This is a genomic window from Microbacterium sp. T2.11-28, from assembly GCF_950097975.1.
Taxonomy (GTDB): domain Bacteria; phylum Actinomycetota; class Actinomycetes; order Actinomycetales; family Microbacteriaceae; genus Microbacterium.
In genome coordinates this window covers 386168-409597 of record NZ_CATNHF010000012.1, presented here as the reverse complement: position 1 = coordinate 409597, position 23430 = coordinate 386168, and the positions used below count along the sequence as shown (strand labels likewise).

General features: G+C 71.6%; 23 protein-coding genes. 4 read left to right on the top strand and 19 right to left on the bottom strand.

Annotation, left to right across the window (positions count from 1 at the left end):
* Nucleotides 1–93: 93 nt before the first annotated feature.
* Both QQZ13_RS08945 and QQZ13_RS08940 read right to left on the bottom strand, forming a co-directional pair.
* A complete protein-coding gene (locus tag QQZ13_RS08945) occupies nucleotides 94–1107 on the bottom strand; it encodes a LacI family DNA-binding transcriptional regulator (protein WP_284528674.1) in 1014 nt (337 codons plus the stop codon).
* A 183-nt stretch (nucleotides 1108–1290) separates the two neighbouring features.
* The gene (locus tag QQZ13_RS08940; RefSeq protein WP_284528673.1) at nucleotides 1291–3816 is read right to left on the bottom strand and encodes an ATP-dependent Clp protease ATP-binding subunit; all 2526 of its coding nucleotides are present in this window, start codon (nucleotides 3814–3816) and stop codon (nucleotides 1291–1293) included.
* A 164-nt stretch (nucleotides 3817–3980) separates the two neighbouring features.
* Between QQZ13_RS08940 and QQZ13_RS08935 the strand changes: the two genes are divergently transcribed.
* Both QQZ13_RS08935 and QQZ13_RS08930 read left to right on the top strand, forming a co-directional pair.
* Nucleotides 3981–4589, top strand: a complete 609-nt coding sequence (locus QQZ13_RS08935) for a hypothetical protein (protein WP_284528672.1) — start codon at nucleotides 3981–3983, stop codon at nucleotides 4587–4589.
* The gene (locus QQZ13_RS08930) at nucleotides 4586–4816 is read left to right on the top strand and encodes a helix-turn-helix transcriptional regulator (RefSeq protein ID WP_284528671.1); all 231 of its coding nucleotides are present in this window, start codon (nucleotides 4586–4588) and stop codon (nucleotides 4814–4816) included. The genes QQZ13_RS08935 and QQZ13_RS08930 overlap by 4 nt, the downstream gene beginning before the upstream one ends.
* A 39-nt stretch (nucleotides 4817–4855) precedes the next feature.
* On the opposite strand, the gene QQZ13_RS08925 is transcribed toward QQZ13_RS08930, so the two are convergent.
* The 3 genes from QQZ13_RS08925 to QQZ13_RS08915 all read right to left on the bottom strand — a co-directional run bounded on the left by QQZ13_RS08925 (nucleotide 4856) and on the right by QQZ13_RS08915 (nucleotide 7348).
* On the bottom strand, nucleotides 4856–5563 hold the full coding sequence (locus tag QQZ13_RS08925) for a hypothetical protein (RefSeq protein ID WP_284528670.1): 708 nt from the start codon (nucleotides 5561–5563) through the stop codon (nucleotides 4856–4858).
* A gap of 68 nt (nucleotides 5564–5631) precedes the next feature.
* Complete coding sequence (cls, locus tag QQZ13_RS08920) at nucleotides 5632–7101, bottom strand: cardiolipin synthase (protein ID WP_284528669.1); 1470 nt, start codon at nucleotides 7099–7101, stop codon at nucleotides 5632–5634.
* A gap of 58 nt (nucleotides 7102–7159) precedes the next feature.
* Nucleotides 7160–7348: a hypothetical protein gene (locus tag QQZ13_RS08915; protein WP_284528668.1), complete on the bottom strand. Its 189-nt coding sequence runs from the start codon at nucleotides 7346–7348 to the stop codon at nucleotides 7160–7162.
* Between the two features lie 111 nt (nucleotides 7349–7459).
* On the opposite strand from QQZ13_RS08915, the gene QQZ13_RS08910 reads away from it, so the two are divergent.
* On the top strand, nucleotides 7460–8668 hold the full coding sequence (locus QQZ13_RS08910; RefSeq protein WP_284528667.1) for a DUF4192 family protein: 1209 nt from the start codon (nucleotides 7460–7462) through the stop codon (nucleotides 8666–8668).
* On the opposite strand, the gene lysS is transcribed toward QQZ13_RS08910, so the two are convergent.
* The 13 genes from lysS to tilS form a co-directional block, all read right to left on the bottom strand.
* Nucleotides 8619–10139, bottom strand: coding sequence for a lysine--tRNA ligase (gene lysS / locus QQZ13_RS08905; RefSeq protein WP_284528666.1), 1521 nt, complete (start codon nucleotides 10137–10139; stop codon nucleotides 8619–8621). The two genes, QQZ13_RS08910 and lysS, sit on opposite strands and share 50 nt — an antisense overlap.
* Before the next feature lie 65 nt (nucleotides 10140–10204).
* The gene (locus QQZ13_RS08900; RefSeq protein WP_284528665.1) at nucleotides 10205–10885 is read right to left on the bottom strand and encodes a Rossmann-like and DUF2520 domain-containing protein; all 681 of its coding nucleotides are present in this window, start codon (nucleotides 10883–10885) and stop codon (nucleotides 10205–10207) included.
* Nucleotides 10882–12525, bottom strand: coding sequence for a PH domain-containing protein (locus tag QQZ13_RS08895; RefSeq protein ID WP_342395263.1), 1644 nt, complete (start codon nucleotides 12523–12525; stop codon nucleotides 10882–10884). The genes QQZ13_RS08900 and QQZ13_RS08895 overlap by 4 nt, the downstream gene beginning before the upstream one ends.
* Nucleotides 12522–13139: a PH domain-containing protein gene (locus tag QQZ13_RS08890; protein ID WP_284528664.1), complete on the bottom strand. Its 618-nt coding sequence runs from the start codon at nucleotides 13137–13139 to the stop codon at nucleotides 12522–12524. The genes QQZ13_RS08895 and QQZ13_RS08890 overlap by 4 nt, the downstream gene beginning before the upstream one ends.
* Nucleotides 13084–13578, bottom strand: coding sequence for a DUF3180 domain-containing protein (locus QQZ13_RS08885; RefSeq protein ID WP_284528663.1), 495 nt, complete (start codon nucleotides 13576–13578; stop codon nucleotides 13084–13086). The genes QQZ13_RS08890 and QQZ13_RS08885 overlap by 56 nt, the downstream gene beginning before the upstream one ends.
* A complete protein-coding gene (gene folK, locus QQZ13_RS08880; RefSeq protein ID WP_284528662.1) occupies nucleotides 13575–14129 on the bottom strand; it encodes a 2-amino-4-hydroxy-6-hydroxymethyldihydropteridine diphosphokinase in 555 nt (184 codons plus the stop codon). The genes QQZ13_RS08885 and folK overlap by 4 nt, the downstream gene beginning before the upstream one ends.
* Nucleotides 14126–14506, bottom strand: a complete 381-nt coding sequence (folB, locus tag QQZ13_RS08875) for a dihydroneopterin aldolase (RefSeq protein ID WP_284528661.1) — start codon at nucleotides 14504–14506, stop codon at nucleotides 14126–14128. The genes folK and folB overlap by 4 nt, the downstream gene beginning before the upstream one ends.
* Entirely contained in the window at nucleotides 14503–15324 is an 822-nt protein-coding gene (gene folP, locus QQZ13_RS08870; RefSeq protein WP_284528660.1) for a dihydropteroate synthase, read from the bottom strand. The genes folB and folP overlap by 4 nt, the downstream gene beginning before the upstream one ends.
* Before the next feature lie 13 nt (nucleotides 15325–15337).
* A complete protein-coding gene (folE, locus tag QQZ13_RS08865) occupies nucleotides 15338–15928 on the bottom strand; it encodes a GTP cyclohydrolase I (RefSeq protein WP_284528659.1) in 591 nt (196 codons plus the stop codon).
* Between the two features lie 9 nt (nucleotides 15929–15937).
* Complete coding sequence (gene ftsH, locus QQZ13_RS08860) at nucleotides 15938–17947, bottom strand: ATP-dependent zinc metalloprotease FtsH (RefSeq protein WP_284528658.1); 2010 nt, start codon at nucleotides 17945–17947, stop codon at nucleotides 15938–15940.
* Between the two features lie 83 nt (nucleotides 17948–18030).
* On the bottom strand, nucleotides 18031–18582 hold the full coding sequence (gene hpt / locus QQZ13_RS08855; protein WP_284528657.1) for a hypoxanthine phosphoribosyltransferase: 552 nt from the start codon (nucleotides 18580–18582) through the stop codon (nucleotides 18031–18033).
* 113 nt (nucleotides 18583–18695) lie between these two features.
* Entirely contained in the window at nucleotides 18696–19988 is a 1293-nt protein-coding gene (locus QQZ13_RS08850; protein ID WP_284528656.1) for a hypothetical protein, read from the bottom strand.
* 88 nt (nucleotides 19989–20076) lie between these two features.
* Complete coding sequence (gene tilS, locus QQZ13_RS08845; RefSeq protein WP_284528655.1) at nucleotides 20077–21069, bottom strand: tRNA lysidine(34) synthetase TilS; 993 nt, start codon at nucleotides 21067–21069, stop codon at nucleotides 20077–20079.
* Between the two features lie 202 nt (nucleotides 21070–21271).
* On the opposite strand from tilS, the gene ppa reads away from it, so the two are divergent.
* Nucleotides 21272–21805 carry an inorganic diphosphatase gene (ppa, locus tag QQZ13_RS08840; protein WP_284528654.1) on the top strand — a complete coding sequence of 178 codons (534 nt, stop codon included), beginning with the start codon at nucleotides 21272–21274 and terminating at the stop codon, nucleotides 21803–21805.
* Nucleotides 21806–21868: 63 nt separating this feature from the next.
* On the opposite strand, the gene QQZ13_RS08835 is transcribed toward ppa, so the two are convergent.
* Entirely contained in the window at nucleotides 21869–23257 is a 1389-nt protein-coding gene (locus tag QQZ13_RS08835; RefSeq protein WP_284528653.1) for a M23 family metallopeptidase, read from the bottom strand.
* Nucleotides 23258–23430 lie beyond the last annotated feature (173 nt).

The following is a 23430-nucleotide window of genomic DNA, read 5'->3' as shown; positions in this document are numbered from 1 at the left end:
GTCGACGCGTCGGCGCGGGCGCGGAAGCCGTTGTCGAAGCGCTTCGATGACGCGGATGAAGAAGCGCGATGTTCAGTTGGGCGGAGGTGCGGGTCAGCGCCGTGGCGGCGCGATCGACCCGCGGACGATGAGGGTGGGAGGGATCAGGTGCAGCGTCGCCTCGGGCGGCTCGTCGGTGAGGCTCTGCAGCGCGAGCTCCACCGCGAGATCGCAGGACGCCTCGGGGATGAGGGGGATCACATCCACCTCGACGGGAAGCGCGGCGGTGTCGAACGAGGCGGCGACCGAGATCACCGACACGTCGTCCGGCACCGAGAGGCCGCGCTCGGCGAGCTCGGCGAAGACCACCTGGTGCACGTCGTCGGCGGCGTGCACCGCGAGGGCGGTGACCCCGTCATCGAGCATCTCGGCCACGGCGCGGCGGGTGGCCGCGGCGCTCGTGCTGCGGTCGCCCGACGTGCGCGCGACGGCACGCGCACCGCGCTCGGCGGCGCGCGCCTCGAACGCACGCCGCAGCCGCGGCGGGAAGTTCGACTTCTCGTACGCGACGTCCGGCTGACCGATGAGGCCGACGCTCCGGTGCCCCGCATCGACGAGGCGATCCACGGCGAGCACCGCGGCGGCTTCGAAGTCGAGGTCGACGCACACGAGCCCCGCCCTGTCGTCGGGGACGCCGATGAAGATGGTCGGGGTGTCGATCGACCGGGCCAGGGGCACGCGCTCGTCGTCGGGGCCGACGTCGAGGACGAGGATCGCGTCGACGAGACCGCTGGAGGCCACGCGGCTCATGCCGGCCGAGGCCTGCTCGTCGGTGAGCAGCAGGATGTCGTAGTCGTGACGGCGCGCGGCCACGGTGGTCGCCAGCACGAACGACATGTGCGTCGGCGCGTGGGAATCGGCCCGCAGCGGCTCGGTGAGGGCGAAGATCTGGGTGCGCCGGCCGGCGAGCATGCGCGCTCCGGCGTTGGGGCTGTACCCGAGATCGCGGACGGCCGCTTCGATCCGGCGACGCGTGTCCGGCGCGACCGGCCGCTTGCCGCTCAAGGCGTAGGAGACGGTGCTGATCGACACACCGGCGGCCTCGGCCACCTCGGTGATGTTCGCCATGTCGACTCCGTCGTCTCGTCTGCGGTGCTCGAAGCGTTTCGCGGAAGCGCTTCGAGAGCATGGTACGCAGACACGACGCGTGGACGCAAGGACTTTGTCGAAGCAGGCAACATATCTGACGGCCGGCACAGACGACGAAGAGCGGATGCCGGGTGGCATCCGCTCTTCGTGTGTCGCGTCAGGTCAGGAGGTGGCGGCGATGTCGGGCGTGGCGCTGATCTCGCCGGCGGCGCCGACTCCGATCGCGACCTTCTCGCCCCGCGGCCCGTGCTCGAACGTGAACTGCCCGTTCTCCGCGCCGACCTTGACGTGGTCGCCGCTGCTGAGTTCGCCGTGCAGGATCTTCTCGCTGAGCTTGTCCTCGACCTCGCGCTGCATGGCACGGCGCAGGGGCCGGGCGCCGAGCGTCGGGTCGAAGCCGATCTCGATCAGGCGGTCCTTCGCGGCGTCCGACAGCTCCACCGTCATGTCGCGGTCGAGCAGACGCTCGCTGAGCCGCTTGGTGAACAGCCCCACGATCTGACGGAGCTCGTCCTTGCTCAGCTGCGGGAAGACGATGATGTCGTCGAGACGGTTGAGGAACTCCGGCTTGAAGTGACGCTTCAGCTCCTCGTCCACCTTGCCCTTCATCCGCTCGTAGCTCGTCTGCGCGTTGCCCTCGACCTGGAACCCGACCGGGCCGCCGGCGATCGCCGAGGAACCCAGGTTGGTCGTCATGATGATGACCGTGTTCTTGAAGTCGACGACGCGGCCCTGACCGTCGGTCAGGCGACCCTCTTCGAGGATCTGCAGCAGCGAGTTGAAGATGTCCGGGTGGGCCTTCTCGATCTCGTCGAACAGCACCACCGAGAACGGCTTGCGGCGCACCTTCTCGGTGAGCTGCCCGCCCTCTTCGAAGCCGACGAAGCCCGGAGGGGCACCGAACAGCCGCGAGACGGTGTGCTTCTCGCCGAACTCGCTCATGTCGAGCGAGATCAGCGCGCCCTCGTCGTCGAAGAGGAACTCCGCGAGAGCCTTCGCGAGCTCCGTCTTCCCGACACCGGTGGGGCCGGCGAAGATGAACGAGCCCGACGGGCGCTTGGGGTCCTTGAGCCCCGCGCGCTGGCGGCGGATGGTCTTCGACAGAGCCGCGATCGCCTCTTCCTGGCCGATGACGCGCTGGTGCAGCGCCTTCTCCATGAACATGAGGCGGCTGGTCTCCTCCTCGGTGAGCTTGAACACCGGGATGCCGGTGGCCTGCGCGAGCACCTCGGCGATCAGACCCTCGTCGACGACCGCGTGGGAGGCGACGTCGCCCGAGCGCCACTGCTTCTCCAGGCGCAGACGCTCGGCGAGCAGGCTCTTCTCCTCGTCGCGCAGGGCGGCGGCCTTCTCGAAGTCCTGGTCCTCGCTCGCGCGCTCCTTGTCCTCCCGGACCTTGGCGATCTTCTCGTCGAACTCGCGCAGCTCGGGCGGGCTCGAGAGGATCGAGAGGCGCAGGCGTGCGCCGGCCTCGTCGATCAGGTCGATCGCCTTGTCGGGCAGGAACCGGTCGGAGATGTAGCGGTCGGCGAGGTTGGCCGCCGCGACGATGGCGCCGTCGGTGATCTGCACCTTGTGGTGCGCCTCGTAGCGGTCGCGCAGCCCCTTCAGGATGTTGATCGCGTGCGGGAGCGAGGGCTCGGCCACCTGGATCGGCTGGAAGCGGCGCTCGAGCGCGGCGTCCTTCTCGAAGTGCTTGCGGTACTCGTCGAGCGTGGTCGCACCGATCGTCTGCAGCTCGCCGCGGGCCAGGAGCGGCTTGAGGATCGACGCGGCGTCGATCGCGCCTTCCGCGGCACCGGCGCCCACGAGCGTGTGGATCTCGTCGATGAAGACGATGATGTCGCCGCGCGTGCGGATCTCCTTGGTGACCTTCTTCAGGCGCTCCTCGAAGTCGCCGCGGTAGCGGGAGCCCGCGATGAGCGAGCCGAGGTCGAGCGAGTAGACCTGCTTGTCCTTGAGCGTCTCGGGCACATCGCCCTTGACGATCGCCTGGGCCAGCCCCTCGACGACGGCCGTCTTGCCGACGCCGGGCTCGCCGATGAGGACCGGGTTGTTCTTGGAGCGGCGCGACAGGATCTGCATGACGCGCTCGATCTCCTTCTCGCGTCCGATCACCGGGTCGAGCTTGTTGTCGCGCGCGGCCTGCGTGAGGTTGCGGCCGAACTGGTCGAGCACGGCCGATCCGCCCTGGGCGGCCGGCTGGTTCTGCTCGCCGGCGCCGGCGGCGACGCCCGCGGGCTCCTTGCCCTGGTAGCCGCTCAGAAGCTGGATGACCTGCTGGCGGACCTTGTTGAGGTCGGCCCCGAGCTTGACGAGCACCTGGGCGGCGACGCCCTCGCCCTCGCGGATGAGCCCGAGCAGGATGTGCTCCGTGCCGATGTAGTTGTGGCCGAGCTGCAGCGCCTCGCGCAGCGAGAGCTCGAGCACCTTCTTGGCGCGCGGCGTGAACGGGATGTGGCCGGTCGGCTGCTGCTGGCCCTGGCCGATGATGTCCTGCACCTGCTCGCGCACGGCATCCAGCGAGATGCCGAGGCTCTCGAGGGCCTTGGCTGCGACGCCCTCCCCCTCGTGGATCAGGCCCAGCAGAATGTGCTCGGTGCCGATGTAGTTGTGGTTGAGCATCTTCGCCTCTTCTTGGGCGAGCACAACCACGCGACGGGCACGGTCCGTGAATCTCTCGAACATCGTCCACTCCTCCACGCGCCGAGTGTTCTGGCGCTTACGAAAGACGATAACCACCGTCGGATGCCGGTATGCCCGTGTTCGCTGGGGGCGTGACGCCGCTTGACACCGACGACGGGCATCCATATCGTTTTTCGATAACAACGATTCTCGATATGGAGACAGGTATGAGCACGCAGACACCCGCCGTTCCCGGAAGAGCGGATCGCACCGCGATCGTGTTGATCCTCGCGGCCGGTGTCTTCGCGGGCGCGTTCATCGCCGGCACGGGCCTCATCGGCGCACTGTTCCGCCTGATCGCGCCCGAGCGCTACCCGGTGCAGCTGTTCGCCGACATCCCCCTGCCCGCGGGCGAGGGCGTGGTGACGGCCCACGGCGACCGGCTCCTCGCCACGGCGGACGGGCTCGGCGGCGGCGCCGTCTGGGCTCTCGCCGGCGGCGACGCCCTCGCCGCCCTCACGGTCGGAGTGGTGACGGCAAGCTTCGGGTACGTGCTCTGGCGCGTCGCCCAGCGGCGCCCCTTCCACCGCAGCATGCAGACCGCGATCCTCGTGACCGGCAGCGCGGTCGCCTTCGGCAGCCTTCTCTCGCAGGGTCTCGGCGGACTCGGGCAGATGATGGCGGCGACCGACCTCGACGACGGCCTGGGGGGCGTGGCGCTCGTGCAGTTCGAGTTCGCGCCCCTGCCGATCGTCGTCGGGTTCGGGATCATGGCGCTCGCGTTCGTGTTCCGGGCCGGAGCGCAGCTCGAGCGCGACACCGAGGGACTCGTGTGACCCCCGCCGACGACGACGAGCTCACCGGCATCCACTGCCGCCTCGACGAGCTGCTCGCCGAGCGCGGGATGACCCTCACGCGCCTGTCGGAGCTGGTCGGGGTGTCGGTGGTGAACCTGTCGATCCTGAAGAACGACCGCGCCCGAGCGATCCGCTACTCGACGCTGTCGGCGATCTGCCGGGCCCTGGACTGCGAGGTCGGCGACCTCCTCGTCCGCGTGGACTGATCCCGCCGCGGCATCCGGCCGGCCCGGGCGCCCGTCGCGTCAGTCGATGGGGATGGACGGCGACGGGCGATCGGCACCGCCGCCGGAGACGGTGATCGCCGCATCCCGCGAGACCTCGCCGTCGACGGTGACGACCGTCACGCGCGGCGCCATGTCCATGGTGCACACCTGGTCGGCGGGGGGATCGACGAAGGTCAGCTCGATCGCGCCGGGGCTGGCGGCGGTCGCCGACTCGACCTGCGGCGCGCAGGAGGACGATCCCCAGGTCAGCATGGCGAACGTCTGGTCGTCCACCCAGCCGGCGGAGGGCGTGTACTCGTCGACCGCGCCGCCGGAGTAGCCCTCGAGCGAGGTCTCGCCGAAGCCGCCGTCCATCGTCACCTGGATGTCGATGCCGGTACCGGGCTCGACGCCCTCGGGCACACCGACGACGGTGCCGCGCTTCACGAGGTCGTCGGTGCACGGCCGGTCCTCGCCGGTGTCCTCGGTGAGCGTCACGACGAGGACGCCCTCGTCGAGCACGGCGTCCTCGACGGACGGCGTGCACGTCGAGCTGCCCTCGGTCACGACCGCGATCATCGATCCGCCCGCGAGCCACGCGGCACCGACCGAGAGGCCGCCCGCGCCCGGCTGCTCGTCGCCGCCGGGGCCGCCCGCGCCGCCGTTGACGCCGCCGGTCGCGCAGCCGGACAGGGCGAGGGCGGCGAGCGCAAGCCCCACGAGGGCGGAGACGGGACGGCGAGGCATGAGGGTCCTTTCGATCGTGCGGATGCGACGGCATCCACTCCCCGAGTGTCGGCCCGTGGGGATCCGTCTCACTGCAGAGCCGACGTGAGGCGCGCCAGGTTGTCGAGCACGGTGGAGCGCAGCGGCTGCTGGCGCCATTCCTCCAGCGTCAGCTCACGGGAGTCCTCGCGGTAGCGGTCCTCGACGGCGCGCAGCTGCTGCACGAACTCCTCGCCGCGCACGAGGAGCGACATCTCGAGGTTGAGACCGAACGAGCGCATGTCCATGTTGCTCGATCCGACCACGGCCACCTCGTCGTCGATGGACATCGACTTGGAGTGGAGGATGTAGGGCCGCTTGTACATCCAGATCTTCACCCCGGAGCGCAGGAGGGCTTCGTAGTAGCTGCGCTGCGCGTGGTAGACCATCGCCTGGTCGCCCTCCTCGGAGACGAAGAGCTCGACGTGGATGCCGCGCTGGCAGGCCGTCTGGATGGCGAGGAGCAGTCCCTCGTCGGGGACGAAGTAGGGGCTGACGATGATGATCTTCCGCTGCGCGGCGAACAGCAGCCCCATGAACAGCTTCAGGTTGTTCTGGAACTCGAACCCGGGGCCCGACGGGATGACCTGGCAGTCGAGATCGCCGGTGCCGGCGCTCACGTCGAACAGCTCGATGCCCTGGACGATCTCGTCGGTCTCGCTGTACCAGTCGCTGAGGAACACCGCGTTGACGGAGGCCACGACGGGTCCGTCGATGCGGGCCATCATGTCCACCCAGTGCAGCCCTCGCTTGATGTTCTTCTTCAGGTTGTAGGTGGAGTCGGTGACGTTCTGCGATCCCATGAACGCGACCGCGCCGTCGACCACGAGGAGCTTGCGGTGGTTGCGGAGGTCGGGACGCTGGTACTTCCCCTTGAAGGGCTGGACGGGGAGCATGAGGCGCCAGTGCGCCCCCATCGTGTCGAGGCGGCGGAGCGTCTCCTTGTAGAAGGGCTTGCTGCGGTTGGCCCAGTGGTCCATGAGCACGCGGACGACGACGCCGCGCTCGGCGACCTCCTCGAGCGCGCGGAAGAAGTTGTCGGTCGATGCGTCTGCCTGGAGGATGTAGAACTCCACGTGGACGTAGTTGCGCGCACCGCGGATCGCCTCGGCCATCGCGTCGAGACTGTCCTGGTAGCCCGCGATCATGGTCGCGCCGTTGTCTCCCGCGATGGGGAGGGCGCCGAGGTTGCGGTTGAGCGTCACGAGCGAGCGGAACCACTCGGGGGCGTTCGGGCGGAGGGTCCCGAAGTCCAGCCCGCGGCTGGTGTCGCGGATGTACTGGTTGATCTGCTCCTGCTTCTTGCGACGCTTGCGCGGCAGGCGAGGGTTGCCGATGAGCAGGAACAGCAGGATGCCGATGATCGGGATGAAGTAGATCGCGAGCAGCCAGGCCATCGCCGCGGTGGGGCGGCGGTTGCGCGGGATCACAATGATCGCGAGCACGCGGACGGTGATGTCGAAGACGAGGACCACGACGACCCACCAGGTCCAGTGCCAGTCGATGGTGATGCTCAGCACGTTCGCGCTCCCAGGTTTCGGATGCGCTCAGCGTATCGGGCGGGTGTCGCGCGCGGCGTCAGGGCCGATCGTCGGCGACGGGCGGGAGACCGCGCTTGGCCCGCTCCTCCGCCTCGATCCGCGTGAAGACCCGGCGCTCGTTGCGGTCCATCCGCAGGATCGAGCGCAGCACGAAGATGAACAGCCCCAGCACGACCACGGTGGGCGCGAGCGACCAGACGACGGCTGCCCAGTAGTCGGTGTCCATGGCATCCATCGTACGCCGCCGCCTCCTCCCCATCGGGCGGGTGCGCGACGAGGGTGCGGAGCGCCTGTGGACGACGGTGTCGGGCCGCATCCGGCGCGGCACGCTCGGGGGATGACCACCACCGTGAAGGCCGCCGACGCGGCGCAGTTCCTGTCCCTGATCCCGCGCATGCTCGGCTACACGCCGACCCGCAGCCTCGTGGTCGTGCCCATGCGGCGGGGGCGCAGTCTCGGCGCGATGCGGCTCGATCTGCCGCCGCGGGAGGCGATGGTCGACGACGGCTTCGCCGCGACCGTCATCGGCATGGTCTGCCGTGTCGAGGTCGCCGACGGCCTGGTGGTCGTCGTCTACAGCGATGCCCCCACCGGCGAGGGCCTGCCGCACCGCGACCTCGTCGACGGCCTGCGCCGCACCGCCGATGCGAGCGGGCTCGACCTCATCGACGCCCTCGTCGTCGCCGCCGACGGGTGGGGGTCGCAGCGCGTCGGACCCGCGCGCGTGCGCGCGCTGTCCGAGCTGGTCGCCCATCCCCTGCCCGGTGGGCCCGACGCGGGCGCCGGCCTCCCGGAGGTCCATGGCGACCAGTCCACCGGTGCGCAGCTGCCCGAGCGCTCCGCCGCCGACCGGCGCCGCGTCGGTGCGGCTCACCGCTCGCTCTCCGCCGCGCTGTCGGTGCTCTGCGGGCTGCCACCCGAGTCCCCGCGCGCCGATCGTGTCGATCCGGCGGCCCTGGCCGCCGCGTGCGAGCTCGACGACCTGCCGCAGCTGTACGAGCGGGCGCTCCAGTGGGACCCGGATACGCTGTCCCCCCTGCAGGCCGCCCTCCTCGGGTGGTGCCTGTCGCGCCCGGCGCTGCGCGATGTGGCGCTCGTGCAATGGGCCAGCGACGCCGCGGGCGGGGCCGGCGCGATGGACGCGCAGCGCCGCTGGGAGGACGGGGAGGAGTATCCCGCCGATCTCGCCGCGGTGATGTGGGGGGAGGGCGCGAGTCCGGATCCCGCCCGGCTCGAGAGCGCGCTCGCGCTCGTCCGCCAGGTCGCGGCGCTCACGGCCGCAGGCAGGCGCGCCGGTCCGCTGGCGGTGTGCGGCTGGCTGTCGTGGGCGCTCGGTCGCTCGACCCACGCCGCGCACTACGCCGACGCGGCGCTCGACGGCGATCGCGAGCACGGCCTGGCCGACATCGTCCGCTCGTTCGTGGCGTCGGCCCACCTTCCGGACTGGGCGTTCCGCCGGGGCGAGGACGACGACCCGTCCGCCCGTAGGACGGGGCCTACTTCACCAGCGGGAAGAGGATCGTCTCGCGGATCCCGAGGCCGGTGATCGCCATCATCAGCCGGTCGATGCCCATGCCCATGCCCCCGGTGGGCGGCATGCCGTGCTCGAGGGCGCGCAGGAACTCCTCGTCCACGCGCATGGCCTCGTCGTCTCCGCGCGCGGCGAGCGCAGCCTGCTCGACGAAGCGCTCGCGCTGGATGACGGGGTCGACGAGCTCGGAGTACCCGGTGGCGAGCTCGAAGCCGCGCACGTACAGGTCCCACTTCTCCACGACGCCCGCGATGGAGCGATGCTCGCGCACGAGCGGGCTGGTGTCGAGCGGGAAGTCCATCACGAAGGTCGGACGCTCCAGACCGCCCTTGACGAAGTGCTCCCACAGCTCCTCGACGAGCTTCCCGTGGGTGGCGATCTTCGCGGGCACCTCGACGCCCACCTCGGCAGCCAGTGCCTGCAGGTCGGTCAGCGGCGTCTGCGGCGTGATGGCGCGACCCGCGGCCTCCGAGAGCGAGTCGTACATCGAGATGCGGTCCCACTGCCCGCCCAGGTCGAACGCGGTGCCGTCGGCCCAGGTCACGGTGGTCGAACCTGCCACGGCGACCGCCGCGTTCTGGACGAGCTCCTGCGTGAGGTCGGCGATCCCGTGGTAGTCGCTGTAGGCCTGATAGGCCTCCAGCATCGCGAACTCGGGGCTGTGGGTGGAGTCGGCCCCCTCGTTGCGGAAGTTGCGGTTGATCTCGAACACCCGGTCGATGCCGCCGACGACGGCGCGCTTCAGGAACAGCTCCGGGGCGATCCGCAGGAACAGGTCGGCGTCGAACGCGTTCGAGTGCGTGACGAAGGGACGGGCGGCGGCGCCGCCGTGCTGCACCTGGAGCATCGGCGTCTCGACCTCGAGGAAGCCGTGCGCGGCGAAGGTGCTGCGCAGGCTCGCGTTGACCTTGGCGCGGGCGACGACGGTGTCGCGGGCGAGGTCGCGCACGATCAGATCGAGGAAGCGGGAGCGCACACGGCTCTCCTCGCTGAGCTCGGTGTAGAGGTTCGGCAGCGGAAGCAGCGCCTTCGCGGCGATCGCCCAGTCGGTGACCATGATCGACAGCTCGCCGCGGCGGCTGGAGATCACCTGACCCGTGACCGACACGTGGTCGCCCAGGTCGACGAGCTCCTTCCAGGACTGGAGCGACTCCTCGCCGACCTCGGCGAGGGAGACCATCGCCTGGATCCGGCTGCCGTCGCCGGACTGCAGCGAGGCGAAGCACAGCTTGCCGGTGTTCCGGCTGAACACGACCCTGCCCGCGACCGATGCGACGACACCCGTCTCGGCGCCCGCCTCGAGGTCGGCGAAGCGCTCCCGCAGCTGCGGGATCGTGTCCGTGACGGGGACGGCCACCGGGTAGGCACCGCCGGCTGCGTCCGCGCGGTCGGCGATCAGTCGCTCGCGCTTGGCCAGGCGGACCGCCTTCTGCTCGAAGACGTCGTCTTCGGCTGGCTCGGCGGCGGGCACGGGCGCGTCGGTCATTGCAGGCTCCTCAGAAGTAGACCCTCGATTCTCTCACGCGCGCCGCCGCGCACTTCCGCCGCGCGTCAGGAGGCGTCGAGGCCCTGCAGGGCGCGGTCGACGGTCGAATGGACGAGTGTGGACAGGTACCGTCCGGGCTCCTCCACGCCGGCTGCGGCGAGCAGCTCCGAGGACTGGCGCAGGAGCGAGGCCGAGAACTCGGTCGCCGTCGCGATCGCCTCGCCGTACGCGGAGCGGGCCTCCTCGGAGACGACGACGGGCTCGCATCCCAGCTCGACGGCGAGCGCCTGGGCGATCGGGAGCACGGCGCCGGGGGCGGTCACGGCGGCGTAGGAGTCCCGCAGCTGCCGCAGATCGATCGAGGTGCCGGTGAAGGCGATCGCCGGATGCACGGCCAGCGGGATCGCGCCGCGAGCCGAGGCCGGCGCGAGCACGTCGACGCCGTAGGACGGGTCGGTGTGCAGCACGAGCTGACCGACCTGCCACGCTCCGAGCTCGGCGAGACCCTCGACGAGCGCGGGAAGCTCCGCATGCGGCACGGCCAGCACCACCAGCTCGCTGCGGCGCACCACCTCGTCGGCGGGCAGCACCGGCACGCCCGGGAGCACCGCCTCGACGCGGTCGGGGTCGGAGCCGGCCGTGATGCCGGTCACCGCGTGGCCCGCGCCACCCAGCGCCGCACCGATCACCGGTCCCACGCGGCCGGCGCCGATGATGCCCACGCCGAGGCGCCCGCTGCGGATCACGGCGACAGCTCCGCCGACGCCGCGTCGATCGGGCCCGGCGTCGCCGGGGCCGCCTCGGGCGCGACCGGCTCGGCGGGCGTCGTCCCCCAGCGGTGGGAGTGGTCGCGCGACGAGGCGTCGATCACCGCGGCGGCGGCGTCGGCCCACAGGGTCACCGCTGCGGTGCGGTCGAGGATCCCGAGCGAGCCCGAGACCTGGCCGAGCACCGTGTGCCCGGTGATGTCGGCGACATCCAGGGCCCGCGCTACGGGACCCTGCGACAGCCGGATCGACTGGAGCCGCGCGAGCGGCAGCACGACCAGCGCCCGGCGCAGCACGCCGCTGCGCAGCAGCAGGGCGTCGGCGGTGAGGAGGAACCCGTTGCGCCGCCAGGACAGCGGGCGCAGCCAGCGCGCGCGGCGGGGCGTGTTCGAGTAGGGGTCGCCTGCGACGGGGCCGAGGATCCCGCGCTCCAGCACCGCGGACAGCGCGTCGTCGGGGAGTCCCGGCAGGATGAGCCGGAGCACGCGGTCGACGTCGGCGAGCGTTCCCACCGGGAGCACGTCGGAGAACTGCTGCGACGAGGTATCGGTCGCCGCGCGACCCGAGAGCCGGTTCACCCGGATGCGGAACCACCCCAGGCGGCGCCACAGCAGGGGCTGGGCGACCTCGACGGCGTGGATGCGGCCCGGCGGCAGGGTCTCGGTGATCGTCGTGAACAGGCCGAAGGTGATGCGGACGCCCGCCGGCGTCGGTGCGATCGAGTACCGCAGCGACCGTGTGATCTGACGGAACCAGTAGGCCCCGAAACCGATGAGGGCCGGCACGATCGAGAACAGCACCCACGGCGTCCCGACGATCGAGCCGATCACGACGCCGATGACCAGCAGGATCAGCCAGATGGTCGATCCCGACATCAGGTGCGCGCCGATCAGCCGCCCCGGGGGAAGGTGGACCACGGAGGCCGGATGGTCGTCCGCGCCCTCCTCGCCCTCGATGAGGCCCGTGATCCCCGCGCTGACCACCGCGGCCGCGCGTCCGCGCGGCGACCCGCCGGTCTCCCGGCGGCCCTCGGCGAGCTGGCGACCCGACGCCAGGCGCAGGATGTCGCCGCGGACCGCCTCGGCGTTGGGCGTCGACAGGTACTCGAGCTTCACGTTGGCATCGAGGCCGGCGCCGACGACCTCCAGCTTGGCCATGCCGAGGATCCGGGCGATCATCGGCCGGGTGAGGTTCACACCCTGCACCCGGTCCAGCGGCGCCCGGCGATGAGTGCGGAAGAGCACGCCGCTGCGGACCTCCACGTCGTCGCCGGTGATGCGGAAGGTGTGGAACCGCCACGACAGCCAGAACAGCGCCAGCAGCACGATCAGCACGCCCAGCACGACGAGCGCCGCGACGATGAGGAGGTCGTTGGCGACGATGAAGTCGATCGGGTCGCCCGCGTACTCGTACTCGTCGGCCATGCCCGGCAGGAACAGCGCGATCAGCCGGTCCCGCAGATTGGTGACCACGATGCCGATGACGACGACGAGGAAGAGCCCGCCCTTCATGAGCGGCGTCATCGGGTGGAGACGGTGCCACTCGCCGTCGCTCAGCGGCGAGCGCACGTCCGCCACGGCGGCCGGCGCGGGGACGGCGGGTGTCTCGGGCGTGCTCACAGTCCGGTCCGGCGCGTCTCGGCGACGTCGATGAGCGTGTCGCGCAGTCGTTCGGCCGCCGCCTGGGTGAGCCCCGGGATGGTGACGCCGGTGGCCGCCGCGGCCGTGACGAGCTTGAGCTGGGCGATCCCGAACCCGCGGTCGAGCGGGCCGTGGGTGATGTCGACGAGCTGCATGCGCCCGTACGGCACGGCCACCATGCGCTGCCAGAGGATGCCGCGGCGGAAGACGAGGTCGTCGTCGCGGAGCTGGTAGCCGATCGAGCGCGCCTGCCGCGGCAGCACGATGAGCGTGACGAGCGTCACCGCGACGACGGCCGCGGCGGGGATCCACACCCACGCCTGGTTCAGGACCAGCCCGAGCACGACGGCTGCCGCGACCACGAGCGCGAGGAAGAGCGCGTTGGAGATGAGCTGGACGACGATGTACTTCCGCGAGATCTGGTGCCACGTGCCGTCGCCCAGCGGCAGCCGATTCTCGCTGCGCGGCTCGACGACGACGTCGTACGTGCCGGCGTCGAGCGTCTCGTCACCGCCCGCGGGGGCGGCGGCGACCGGGTCAGTCGCTGTGGGAGAGTCCGAAGCCGGGGTCGGCTGATCCGGGCTGATCGTCATCGTCGTCCTTCCGAAGGGTGCACAGGTGCTCGGCCACGAGACCGGCGATCACGAGGACGAGTCCTCCGGCCGCCGATGCCAGCACCGCACCCGTCGAGCCTAACGAGGGAGTGACGGGTCTCGTGAGGAGGAAGAGCAGGAGTCCGCCGCCGACGCCCGTCACGAGCGCGCCGACGATGCTCGACGCGCGCGCCAGCATGGCGATCCGCACGGCGTGGAACGGGTCGACGCGGCGGCCCTCGGCACCCGCGGTCGCGCGGCGGATCGGGAGCGCCAGCGCCACCAGCGCGACGCTCAGCAGGACCAGGAGCACGGGAAGCATGAGCGAGGGCGTGAACGTCGGCTGGGAGCCGGCGGTCAGCACCTGATCGATCAGGAACCCGGCGACGACGCCGATCGCGACGGCGATCAGGAGGGGGACGGGACCGGTGCGCTTCATCGCGACTCCTCGTCGCCGAGGGCGCGGAGGAGGTCGGCGACGCGGCCCCGTCCGGGCAGGACGGCATCGCCGTCGAGCAGGAGCCACGGCGCCAGCACGAAGTCGCGCTCGGCGGCCCGCGGATGGGGCAGCGTGAGGGCGGGGTCGTCGGAGACGACCTCGCCGTACACGATCAGGTCGAGATCGAGCGTGCGGTCCTGCCAGCGCGGCTGACCCGCCGCGCGACGCTCCCGGCCGTGCCGCTCCTCGATCGCATGCAGATAGTCCAGGAGCACCGACGGTGCCAGCCGCGTGCGGATCCGCGCGACCGAGTTGAGGTAGCCGGGCGCCGACTCGTCCCGTCCCGTCGGAGTCAGCGCGACGGACTCGATCGGCTCGGCCGCGTCGATCACCTCGGTCAGGGGCAGCCGCGCGAGGTCGGCCAGGGCCGCCTCGATCGTGTCGGCGCGGTCGCCGAGGTTCGCCCCCAGCGCGATGACGGCCGGCACCGCGGGACGGCCACCGCGCCGGCGCGAGCCGGCCTCGACGCCCTGCGCCAGATCGCGGCTCATGCGCCCACCGCCGCGTCCCGGCGCCGCCGCACGGTCACCGACACGTCGCCGAACGGCACCGCGATCGGCGCCTGGGGCTTGTGGACCGTCACGGTCACGCCGTCGACGATCGGATACGAGAGGGCCGCGCCGGCGATCCGCTCGGCGAGCGTCTCGAGGAGGTCGACCGGCTCGCCCGACAGGATGCCGGCCACCTGCTCGGCGAGCTCGCCGTAGTGGACGGTGTCGGCGACGTCGTCGGTCGCGGCGGCGCGGCGCAGCGACAGCGCGAGCACCACGTCGGCGACGAACTCCTGACCGTCGCGCCGCTCGTGGTCGTAGACGCCGTGGTATCCCACGGCACGGATGCCGGTGATCGCGATCTCGTCGGTGGTCATGGCCGCCTCCCCCGGGTCCAGACGGCGAGCGCGTCGCGCGTCGTCGCGATGTCGTGCACCCGCACGGCCCAGACGCCCGCCTCGGCCGCACGGACGCTCGTGACCGCGGTCGCTAGGTCGCGGCGATCCTGTGTCGCCTCGCCCCCGCCCGCCGTGCCGTCCGTCGCGTCCGTCAGCAGTTCGGCGAGGAAGCCCTTGCGGCTCGTTCCCACGAGCACCCGGGACTCCATCGCGACGATGCGCTCGAGCCCGCGCAGCAGGGCCCAGTTCTGCGCTCCGCGCTTGCCGAAGCCGAATCCGGGGTCGAGGATGATGCGCCCCGGCGGGATCCCGGCTGCCATCGCCTCGTGCCGGCGCTCGGCGAGCTCGGCGACGACCTCGTCGACCACGTCGTCGTACTGCGCCCGCGCGTACATCTGGGTGGACGGACCCCGCCAGTGACCCAGCGCGATGTGCGCCTCGGTGTCGGCGACGACCTCGAGGATCTCGGGGTCTGCCAGTCCGCCCGACACGTCGTTGACGATCAGCGCCCCGGCGTCGATGGCCGCCTGCGCGGTGGACGCGTTCATCGTGTCGACGCTGATCATGGCGCCCGTGGCGGCGAGCGCCTCGATGACCGGCAGCGCCCGCGAGCGCTCCACGTCGGGACGCACCCGCTGCGCCCCCGGCCGCGTGGACTCGCCTCCGACGTCGAGGATGTCGGCACCGGCGGCCACGAGCGCGCGCCCGTGGGCGACCGCGTCGTCGACGCCGAGGTAGCGCCCGCCGTCGCTGAACGAGTCCGGCGTCGCGTTGACGATTCCCATCAGGAGGGTCATGGCGTCGTGCCCGTCACGGGGCGCGGCCCGTCAGCAGCAGCATGATCTCCGCGCGGGCGGCGGGATCGGCCAGCTCGCCGCGGGCGGCGACGGTCACCGTCGACGCGTCGGGCTGACGTCCGCCGCGCATGGTGACGCATTCGTGGGTCGCATCGAGGACGACGAGCACCCCGCGGGTGTCGAGCGAGCCGGCGATGACGTCGGCGATCTGCTCGCCGAGCCGCTCCTGCACCTGCGGGCGCGCGGAGAGCACGTCGACCACGCGCGGCAGCGCGCCGAGCCCGACCACCTGCTCACCCGGCAGGTAGGCGATGTGCGCATGACCCGCGAACGGCAGGAGGTGGTGCTCGCACACCGACCGGAAGCGGATGTCGCGGAGCATCACCGCCCCCGAGGGCAGCGTGTCGGGAGCGGGACCGCGGGTCACCGAGATGGTGTGCGCGAGCGGGGCCGCGGGATCCTCCCCCACGCCCGAGAAGAACTCGGCGTAGGCGTCGGCGACCCGCTGCGGGGTCAGCCGCAGGCCCGGACGGTCGGGATCCTCCCCGATCGCCTCGAGGAGGTCGCGCACCAGTGCGGCGACGCGGTCACGGTCGACAGCCACGACCCGAGCCTATGCGGTCGCGGGACGTGCCTGCCCGGTCGCGCGTCGCGCCGGCGCCTTCTGCGCGGCGGGCTCCCCGTCGGAGGCGACCTGTGCGGCCAGGCCCGCCTCGTCCTGGGTGCGCGGCACCTCGACCGGCGGCAGCATCGAGACCGGGCGCTCCTGGCTCGAGAGCCATTGCGGACGCGGCGGCAGCTTGCGGACGTCGGTGAAGATCTCGGCGATCTCGATGTGGTCGAGCGTCTCCTTCTCCAGCAGCGCGGTCGCGAGCCGGTCGAGGATGTCGCGGTTCGCGTTGATCACCTCGTACGCCTCGTTGTGCGCCTGCTCGATGAGCTCGCGCACCTGCTGGTCGACGCGCTCGGCGATGCGCTCGCTGAAGTCGCGGCCGTGACCCATGTCGCGGCCCATGAACACCTCGCCCGAGGACTGCCCCAGCTTGACCGGTCCCACGTCGGTGGTCATGCCGTACTCGGTCACCATCTTGCGGGCGATGTTGGTCGCCTTCTCGATGTCGTTGCTCGCGCCGGTGGTCGGGTCGTGGAAGATGACCTCCTCGGCGACGCGTCCGCCCATGGCCCACGCGAGCTGGTCCTGCAGCTCGTTGCGGGTGATGGAGTACTTGTCCTCGAGCGGCATGACCATCGTGTACCCGAGGGCCTTGCCGCGCGGGAGGATCGTGATCTTGGTGACCGGGTCCGAGTGGTTCATCGCCGCCGCCACGAGCGCGTGGCCGCCCTCGTGGTAGGCCGTGATGAGCCGCTCCTTGTCCTTCATGACCCGGGTGCGGCGCTGTGGACCGGCGATGACGCGGTCGATCGCCTCGTCGAGGGCGCGCATGTCGATGAGCTGCGCGTTGGAGCGCGCCGTGAGCAGCGCCGCCTCGTTGATGACGTTCGCGAGATCGGCGCCCGTGAAGCCGGGCGTCTTGCGGGCGATGACGGACAGATCGACCGAGGGCGACAGCGGCTTGCCGCGTCCGTGGACCTCGAGGATCTTCTGACGTCCCTTGAGGTCGGGCGCGTCGACGCCGATCTGACGGTCGAAGCGGCCCGGGCGCAGCAGCGCCGGGTCGAGGATGTCGGGACGGTTCGTGGCGGCGATCACGAGGACCGAGACCTTGGGGTCGAACCCGTCCATCTCCACGAGCATCTGATTCAGCGTCTGCTCGCGCTCGTCGTGCCCGCCGCCCATGCCGGCGCCGCGGTGACGGCCGACGGCGTCGATCTCGTCGATGAAGATGATCGCCGGCGAGTTCTCCTTGGCCTGGTTGAACAGGTCGCGCACGCGGCTGGCACCCACGCCGACGAACATCTCGACGAAGTCCGATCCGGAGATCGAGTAGAAGGGGACCCCCGCCTCGCCGGCGACGGCGCGGGCGAGCAGCGTCTTTCCGGTTCCGGGAGGGCCGTACAGCAGCACGCCCTTCGGAATCCGGGCGCCGACGGCCTGGAACTTGGCCGGGTCCTTCAGGAAGTCCTTGATCTCCTGCATCTCCTCGATGGCCTCTTCGGCGCCGGCGACATCGCCGAACGTGACCGTCGGCGTCTCCTTGGTGACGAGCTTGGCGCGGGACTTGCCGAACTGCATGACCTTGCTGCCGCCGCCCTGGGCGCTGGAGAGCAGGAACCAGAAGAGCAGACCCAGGAGCAGGAGCGGGATCACGAGCGAGAGGATGCCGCCCCAGAAGCTCGGCTGCGGGACGACGTCGTCGAATCCGTCGGCCGGGGCGGCGGAGTCGATCGCCGCCACCACCTCGTCGGCGCGCGCGGACGTGTAGTAGAACTGCACGTTCGTCGAGCCCTCGAACTCCTTGGCGAGCGTCATGTCGACGCGCTGGTCGCCGTCTGTCATGACGACCTTGCTGACGGTGTCACCGCCCAGCAGCTCCAGCCCCTCCTGCGTGGTGATGCGCTTCGCGCCGGTGAGCCCGGAGATCAGCGACATCCCGATGAGCAGGAGCACGCCGATGAGCAACACGTACACCAACGGGTTGCGGGTCAGCTTCTTGAGATCCATGGTCCGCTCAGGCTATCGCGCGCCGTCTATGGGGCGTCTGTGCATTCGCCCACGGCGTACCGTACGTCGGGGCCGGGTGCCGCTCAGCTGTAGACGTGAGGGGCGAGGACGGCGACGTCGCGCAGATTGCGGTATCCCTCGGCGTAGTCGAGGCCGTAGCCGACGACGAAGTCGTTGGGGATGTCGAAGCCGACGTAGCGGCAGTCGATCTCGACCTTGGCGGCCTCGGGCTTGCGCAGCAGCGCGAGCACCTCGATCGACGCGGCGCCGCGGGAGGCGAAGTTCTCGAGCAGCCAGCTGAGCGTGAGCCCGGAGTCGATGATGTCCTCCACGATCAGCACGTGCTTCCCGGTGAGGTCGGTGTCGAGGTCCTTGCGGATCTGGACGACGCCGCTGGACTTCGTGCCCGCGCCGTAGGAGGAGACCGCCATCCAGTCCATCGCGATCGCGCGCGGCAGCGCCCGGGCGAGGTCGGCCATGACCATGACCGCGCCCTTGAGGACGCCGACGAGCAGCAGGTCCTTGCCCTCGTAGTCGGCGACCACGCGCGCGGCGAGCTCCTCGAGCTTCTCGTGGATCTGCTCCTCGGTGACGAGGACGCTGGTGAGCTGGTCTGCGATGTCGGCCGCGCGCATGCTTCGAGTGTAGGCATTCCCGCAGCACCCGGCCGACCGGGAGCCCCCGCCAGGGACCCCGTCTCGAGGTCCCGGGCGCTCGGGGTGCCGGGCAGGCGGGATCCCGGGCGGGATCAGTCCTGTGCGACGCGGCGGCGGCGGGAGAGCAGTCCCACCCCGAGCGCGATCATCACCGGCGCCGCCCACAGGAGGCCCCACGGCACGTCGCCGCCGGTCACGGCGAGCCCGCCGCGGGGCGGCGTCGCCTCCGCGGTCGGCGTCGCCGTGAACTCGGAACCCACCCCGGCGGTCGGCGTGGGTGTCGGGGTCGCGGTGGGTGTCACGGTGGGCGTCGGGGTCGCGGTCGGCGTCGCGGTGGGCGTCGGCGTCGGCGTCGCGGTCGGCGTCGGCGTCGGCGTCGCGGTCGGTGTCGGCGTATGCGTCGGCGTGCCGCTGCCCGTGCCGCCACCACCCTGGCGGATGACCGTGGCGGACACGCCGACCGGCGACTCCGTGGCCACGGTGATGTCCGCGTCGTTGGTGTAGGTGGTGAGCGCCCGGTCGGTCACCCGCGCCTCCCCCACGATCGCGTAGAACCAGCCCTCCTCGGCCGTGAAAGCGACCACGACGCCGTCGGCGGTCTCGGTGACGGTCGCCCCGACACGCGCCCCGACATTCCTCCAGCCGGTCGGCGCGCCGGTCGCCGTGCGCTCCACCGCCCCCAGCACCCGGAGGGCCGGCGTCCCGGCGCCGGTGCGGACCCACTCCTGTCCGGCGCCCAGGCGCTCGACGACCATGACGTCCTGCCCGGCGGTCATCCCGCTCGCGGGCGCCTTGATGGCGATCGTCCACTCGATCGTGTCGTCGTCGCGGTCGTACACGCCGTGCTTGTTGTTCGGGCGCCCGGTGAACGTGCAGTCCGGGCAGCCGGATGCCGGCGGGGTGACCGTGATCGTGCCCTCGACGTCGCCGAAGTCGTAGGTGGTCTCGGTGGCCTCGGTGACCTGGGTGGTCACCTGCGCCCAGAACCCGAACGTCCCGTGCAGGTCGCGCGGGTGCGTGGCGATGTAGTCGGCATCGATGTCGCAGACGATCTGCGTCGCGGTCACCACGCAGCTGCCCATCGCCGAGCCGTCCGGGGCCCGCAGGTCGAACGCGTCGGCGAGCCCGCGCAGCCCGTCGGGGAGGTCCACCGTGAACCCCGCTGGCGCCGCCGGGTCGTCGGGCAGCGCCCACTCGCCCGTGAGCTCGGTCGAGCGACCCGACTGCACCGTCTCGTCGACGAACGTCACCGCGGTGATCTCGGCCTCGGTCGCGTAGGGCGGCGCGGCGGCCGCGACCGCGGCCATCCCCACCGCCAGAGTCCCGCCGGCGACCATCGCCGCCACCACCGCCGCCGTCCGTCGCACGCGCATCCGCAGGCCCACGTCGTACCTCCCCCAAGGTCGAGCGCCCGCGTTCGGCGGCGCGCATGGCGGGGAACCCGCCAGGGAATGAGACCGACGAGGGGGCCGGCTATGACGCGGAAGCGCGGAATTCGATCCGGTCTCCGCGGCGGAGCGCCCGGCAGCCGGGCAGATCGATCGCGCCCTGACCGGCCCATTCGGTCACCAGACGCGCGACCTCCAGCGTCTGGACGCGTGTGAGGCTCACCCCGAACTCGCTGGCCACGACGTGGCGGATGATCCGGTGGCGCAGCGCCGGCGGGTTGGCGGCCAGCGCGGCGACCGACACCGCGATCCCCGCCTCGGCGTGCTCCACGATGTCCTCGATGGTCTCCTCGATCATCGCGTCGAACGCCTCGGCGTCTTCGCGCAGCTGGTCGGCCGTCCGCGCGAGCGCCTCGGCCACGCCCGGACCCAGCGACGTCTCGAGCAGGGGGAGCACGTCCTGACGCACCCGCACGCGCAGGAACCGCCGGTCGAGGTTGTGCGGATCGTCCCACGGCGGCAGGCCCTGGGCCGCGCACGCGGCGCGCGTGGTCGCGCGGCGGAGGCCGAGCAGCGGCCGGATCCAGCGGATGCCGTCCTCCTCGCGCACCGGCGCCATGCCGCCGAGGCTCATCGCGCCGGAGCCTCTCGCCAAGCCGATCAGCACGGTCTCGGCCTGATCGTCGAGAGTGTGCGCCAGCAGCACGGCCGTCGCCCCCGCGTCGCGGGCGGCGCCGCGCAGCGCCTCGCGGCGGGCGTCGCGTGCGGCCGCCTCGGGCCCGCCCTCCCGGCCGACCTCGACCCGGATCGTGCGGGCGGGGAGCCCCAGGGACGCAGCCGCCTCGGCGGCGCGGGCGGCCACCTGCGCGGACCCGGCCTGCAGCCCGTGATCGATGACCACCGCCGACGCCGAGAGACCGGCCTTCGGCGCCTCGAACGCGACGGCCGCGGCGAGGGCGAGCGAGTCGGCGCCGCCGGAGAGGCCGACGACGATCGGTCCCGCGAGTCCCGTCAGGGCCGACCGCACCGCACGGCGCACGTCGGCGACGGCGGGATCGAGGCCCGGACGGTGTTCCATATCGCCACGGTATCCGCTCCCGCCGGCGCGGCGCGGGCGGGCACGGGCGCTCGGTGTTCACAACTCCGGAAGATCCCGCGTCGGCGGCCCCGATCTCGTGTTTCCGGCCCGATCACCATCGCTCTTCCGGAGTTCCGAACGCGGGGCCGGCCGCGACTAGGCTGGTCGGCGGCATCCACAGCACTTTCCGAAGGAGCACAGCATGGGCGCGTACGACGCCGTCATCGAGATCCCGCGCAACAGCAAGATCAAGTACGAGGTCGACCACGGCACCGGCCGCGTGTTCCTCGACCGCATCCTGTTCACCCCGATGGGATACCCCGCCAACTACGGCTTCTTCGAGAACACGCTCGGCGAGGACGGCGACCCGCTCGACGTGCTCGTGCTCCTCGACCACGACCTGGCCCCCGGCATCCTCGCGAAGGTGCGCCCCGTCGGCGTGCTGAAGATGACGGACGAGGCCGGCGGCGACGACAAGGTCGTGGCCGTGCTCGCCAAGGACCCCCGCTGGGGCCACGTGCAGGACGTCTCGGACGTGGACGAGTGGACCAAGAACGAGATCAACCACTTCTTCGAGCACTACAAGGACCTCGAGCCCGGCAAGTGGGTCAAGGTCGACGAGTGGGCCGACGCGGCCGAGGCCGAGCGCCTGGTGACCGAGGCGTTCGCGCGCTTCGAGGAGCACGAGGGACAGACCAAGACGCAGGGTGAGGGCGAAGCGCCCAACACCCTCTGACGCGCTGTGCGGAACGGGTCGGATGCCACGGCATCCGACCCGTTTCCGTCTGCGCCGGGAGGACTAGACGGAGATGCCTCGGGCGCGCAGGAACGGCGCGGGATTGATGCGGACTCCGCCGCTGTAGACCTCGAAGTGGAGGTGGCAGCCGGTGCTGGCGCCGGTGTTGCCGACGTACGCGATCGTCTGGCCCGCGCGCACCGTGTCGCCCCAGCCGACGTTGTAGCCGCCGGGCTTGATGTGCGCGTAGCCGGTGACGATGCCGCCGCCGTGGTCGACCTTGATGTAGTTGCCCCACGCACCGCTGAAGCCGGCGAAGATGACCCGGCCCGATGCGGCGGCGAAGATCGGCGAGCTGCAGCCGCCGGCGAAGTCGATGCCGCGGTGGCCGCTGGAGGTGCAGTACCCGTTGGAGCAGATCGTGCCGCGCGAGCCGAACCACGCGCTGATGTAGCCGTACGCGGGACGCACCCAGCCCGAGGGCTGCACCTCGCCGCCGCCACCGCCGCTGCTTCCGCCGCCGCCACCGCCGTTGGCGGCTTCCTCGCGCTTGCGGCGCTCCTCCTCCTCGCGGGCGCGGCGGGCCGCCTCCTCGCGCTCCCGGCGCAGCCGCGCTTCGCGGGCCTTGCGGCGGGCCACGACGCCCGCGCGGTAGTCGGCGACGGTCGCGGCGGTCGTGTCCTTGAGGGCCGCCAGCTGCGCCTCGAGCACCTCGAGGTGCTCGGACTGCGCGTCGAGCGCCGCCTGCGCGGCCGTTGCGGCCTCCTGCGCGCGGATCATCTTGGCTTCGGCCTCCTGCTGCAGGCGGTCGCGCTCGGTGCGGGCGACTTCGGCCTGGTTCGAGAGGTTCTGCGCGTTGTCGCGGGCGCTCACGGCATCGGCGTACACGCTGCGGTTGGCGTCGAGGAGCTTGTCCATCGTGCCCAGGCGCGCGAGCAGGTCGTCGGCGCTGGCGGCGGAGCCCGAGAAGAACAGTTCGAGCGACGTGTCATCGCCGCCCATCCGGTACTGCTGCGCGGCCAGGCGTCCCAGTTTGTCGGCGGCCGCGGCGGCGCGTGCGGCCTCGGCGTCTGCCTGCTCCTGCAGCGAGGCGGCACGGTCGGCGGCCTCCTCGAAGGCCTCCTGCGCGGCGATGTACTCCGCACCCAGGCGCTCGGCCTCGGCCTGCTTGACGGCGACGTCGTTGGCGAGCGAGGCGATCAGTCCCTCGATGCGCGTGACCTGTCGCGCCTTGGCGGACTGGTTGGCCTTCGCCTTCTCGACGTCGTCCCACGAGGGGTAGGTCGCGGCGAACGCCGGCGCGCTGGCGAGCAGGCCGGCGGCGGCGATTCCGACCACCCCGAGTCCGATCGCACCGCGCCGCGTGACGGAGCGTCCCCGGTCGAAGGCAGCCAGCTCGCGAGGGGTCGGCGCGCAGCCGCAGTCCTCCGGAGATCCGGACAGCTCAGACACGTCTCACTCCTCAGTCACACCAGCAACAAGTGCCACACTAACAACACGCGCAACATTTGCCGAGGATTCGGATGCATCGACGGGGGGCACGACGCATGCTTCCGCCATCATCGCCCTCCGCGGCCCCGTCCACCAGCGGCCACGCCCTCGATTTCCGATTCCGTAGGGAATTG

Bases quoted from the DNA above. Each gene is read 5' to 3' on its own strand.
- QQZ13_RS08885 (WP_284528663.1), bottom strand. From the start codon at position 13,578: ATGAAGCGCACCGGTCCCGTCCCCCTCCTGATCGCCGTCGCGATCGGC.
- folP (WP_284528660.1), bottom strand. From the start codon at position 15,324: ATGACCCTCCTGATGGGAATCGTCAACGCGACGCCGGACTCGTTCAGC.
- tilS (WP_284528655.1), bottom strand. From the start codon at position 21,069: ATGGAACACCGTCCGGGCCTCGATCCCGCCGTCGCCGACGTGCGCCGT.
- QQZ13_RS08910 (WP_284528667.1), top strand. From the start codon at position 7,460: ATGACCACCACCGTGAAGGCCGCCGACGCGGCGCAGTTCCTGTCCCTG.
- hpt (WP_284528657.1), bottom strand. From the start codon at position 18,582: ATGCGCGCGGCCGACATCGCAGACCAGCTCACCAGCGTCCTCGTCACC.
- QQZ13_RS08890 (WP_284528664.1), bottom strand. From the start codon at position 13,139: ATGACGATCAGCCCGGATCAGCCGACCCCGGCTTCGGACTCTCCCACA.
- QQZ13_RS08935 (WP_284528672.1), top strand. From the start codon at position 3,981: ATGAGCACGCAGACACCCGCCGTTCCCGGAAGAGCGGATCGCACCGCG.
- lysS (WP_284528666.1), bottom strand. From the start codon at position 10,139: ATGACCGACGCGCCCGTGCCCGCCGCCGAGCCAGCCGAAGACGACGTC.
- QQZ13_RS08925 (WP_284528670.1), bottom strand. From the start codon at position 5,563: ATGCCTCGCCGTCCCGTCTCCGCCCTCGTGGGGCTTGCGCTCGCCGCC.
- ftsH (WP_284528658.1), bottom strand. From the start codon at position 17,947: ATGGATCTCAAGAAGCTGACCCGCAACCCGTTGGTGTACGTGTTGCTC.
- folK (WP_284528662.1), bottom strand. From the start codon at position 14,129: ATGAGCCGCGATCTGGCGCAGGGCGTCGAGGCCGGCTCGCGCCGGCGC.
- QQZ13_RS08945 (WP_284528674.1), bottom strand. From the start codon at position 1,107: ATGGCGAACATCACCGAGGTGGCCGAGGCCGCCGGTGTGTCGATCAGC.
- QQZ13_RS08915 (WP_284528668.1), bottom strand. From the start codon at position 7,348: ATGGACACCGACTACTGGGCAGCCGTCGTCTGGTCGCTCGCGCCCACC.
- QQZ13_RS08940 (WP_284528673.1), bottom strand. From the start codon at position 3,816: ATGTTCGAGAGATTCACGGACCGTGCCCGTCGCGTGGTTGTGCTCGCC.
- ppa (WP_284528654.1), top strand. From the start codon at position 21,272: ATGGGCGCGTACGACGCCGTCATCGAGATCCCGCGCAACAGCAAGATC.
- folB (WP_284528661.1), bottom strand. From the start codon at position 14,506: ATGACCACCGACGAGATCGCGATCACCGGCATCCGTGCCGTGGGATAC.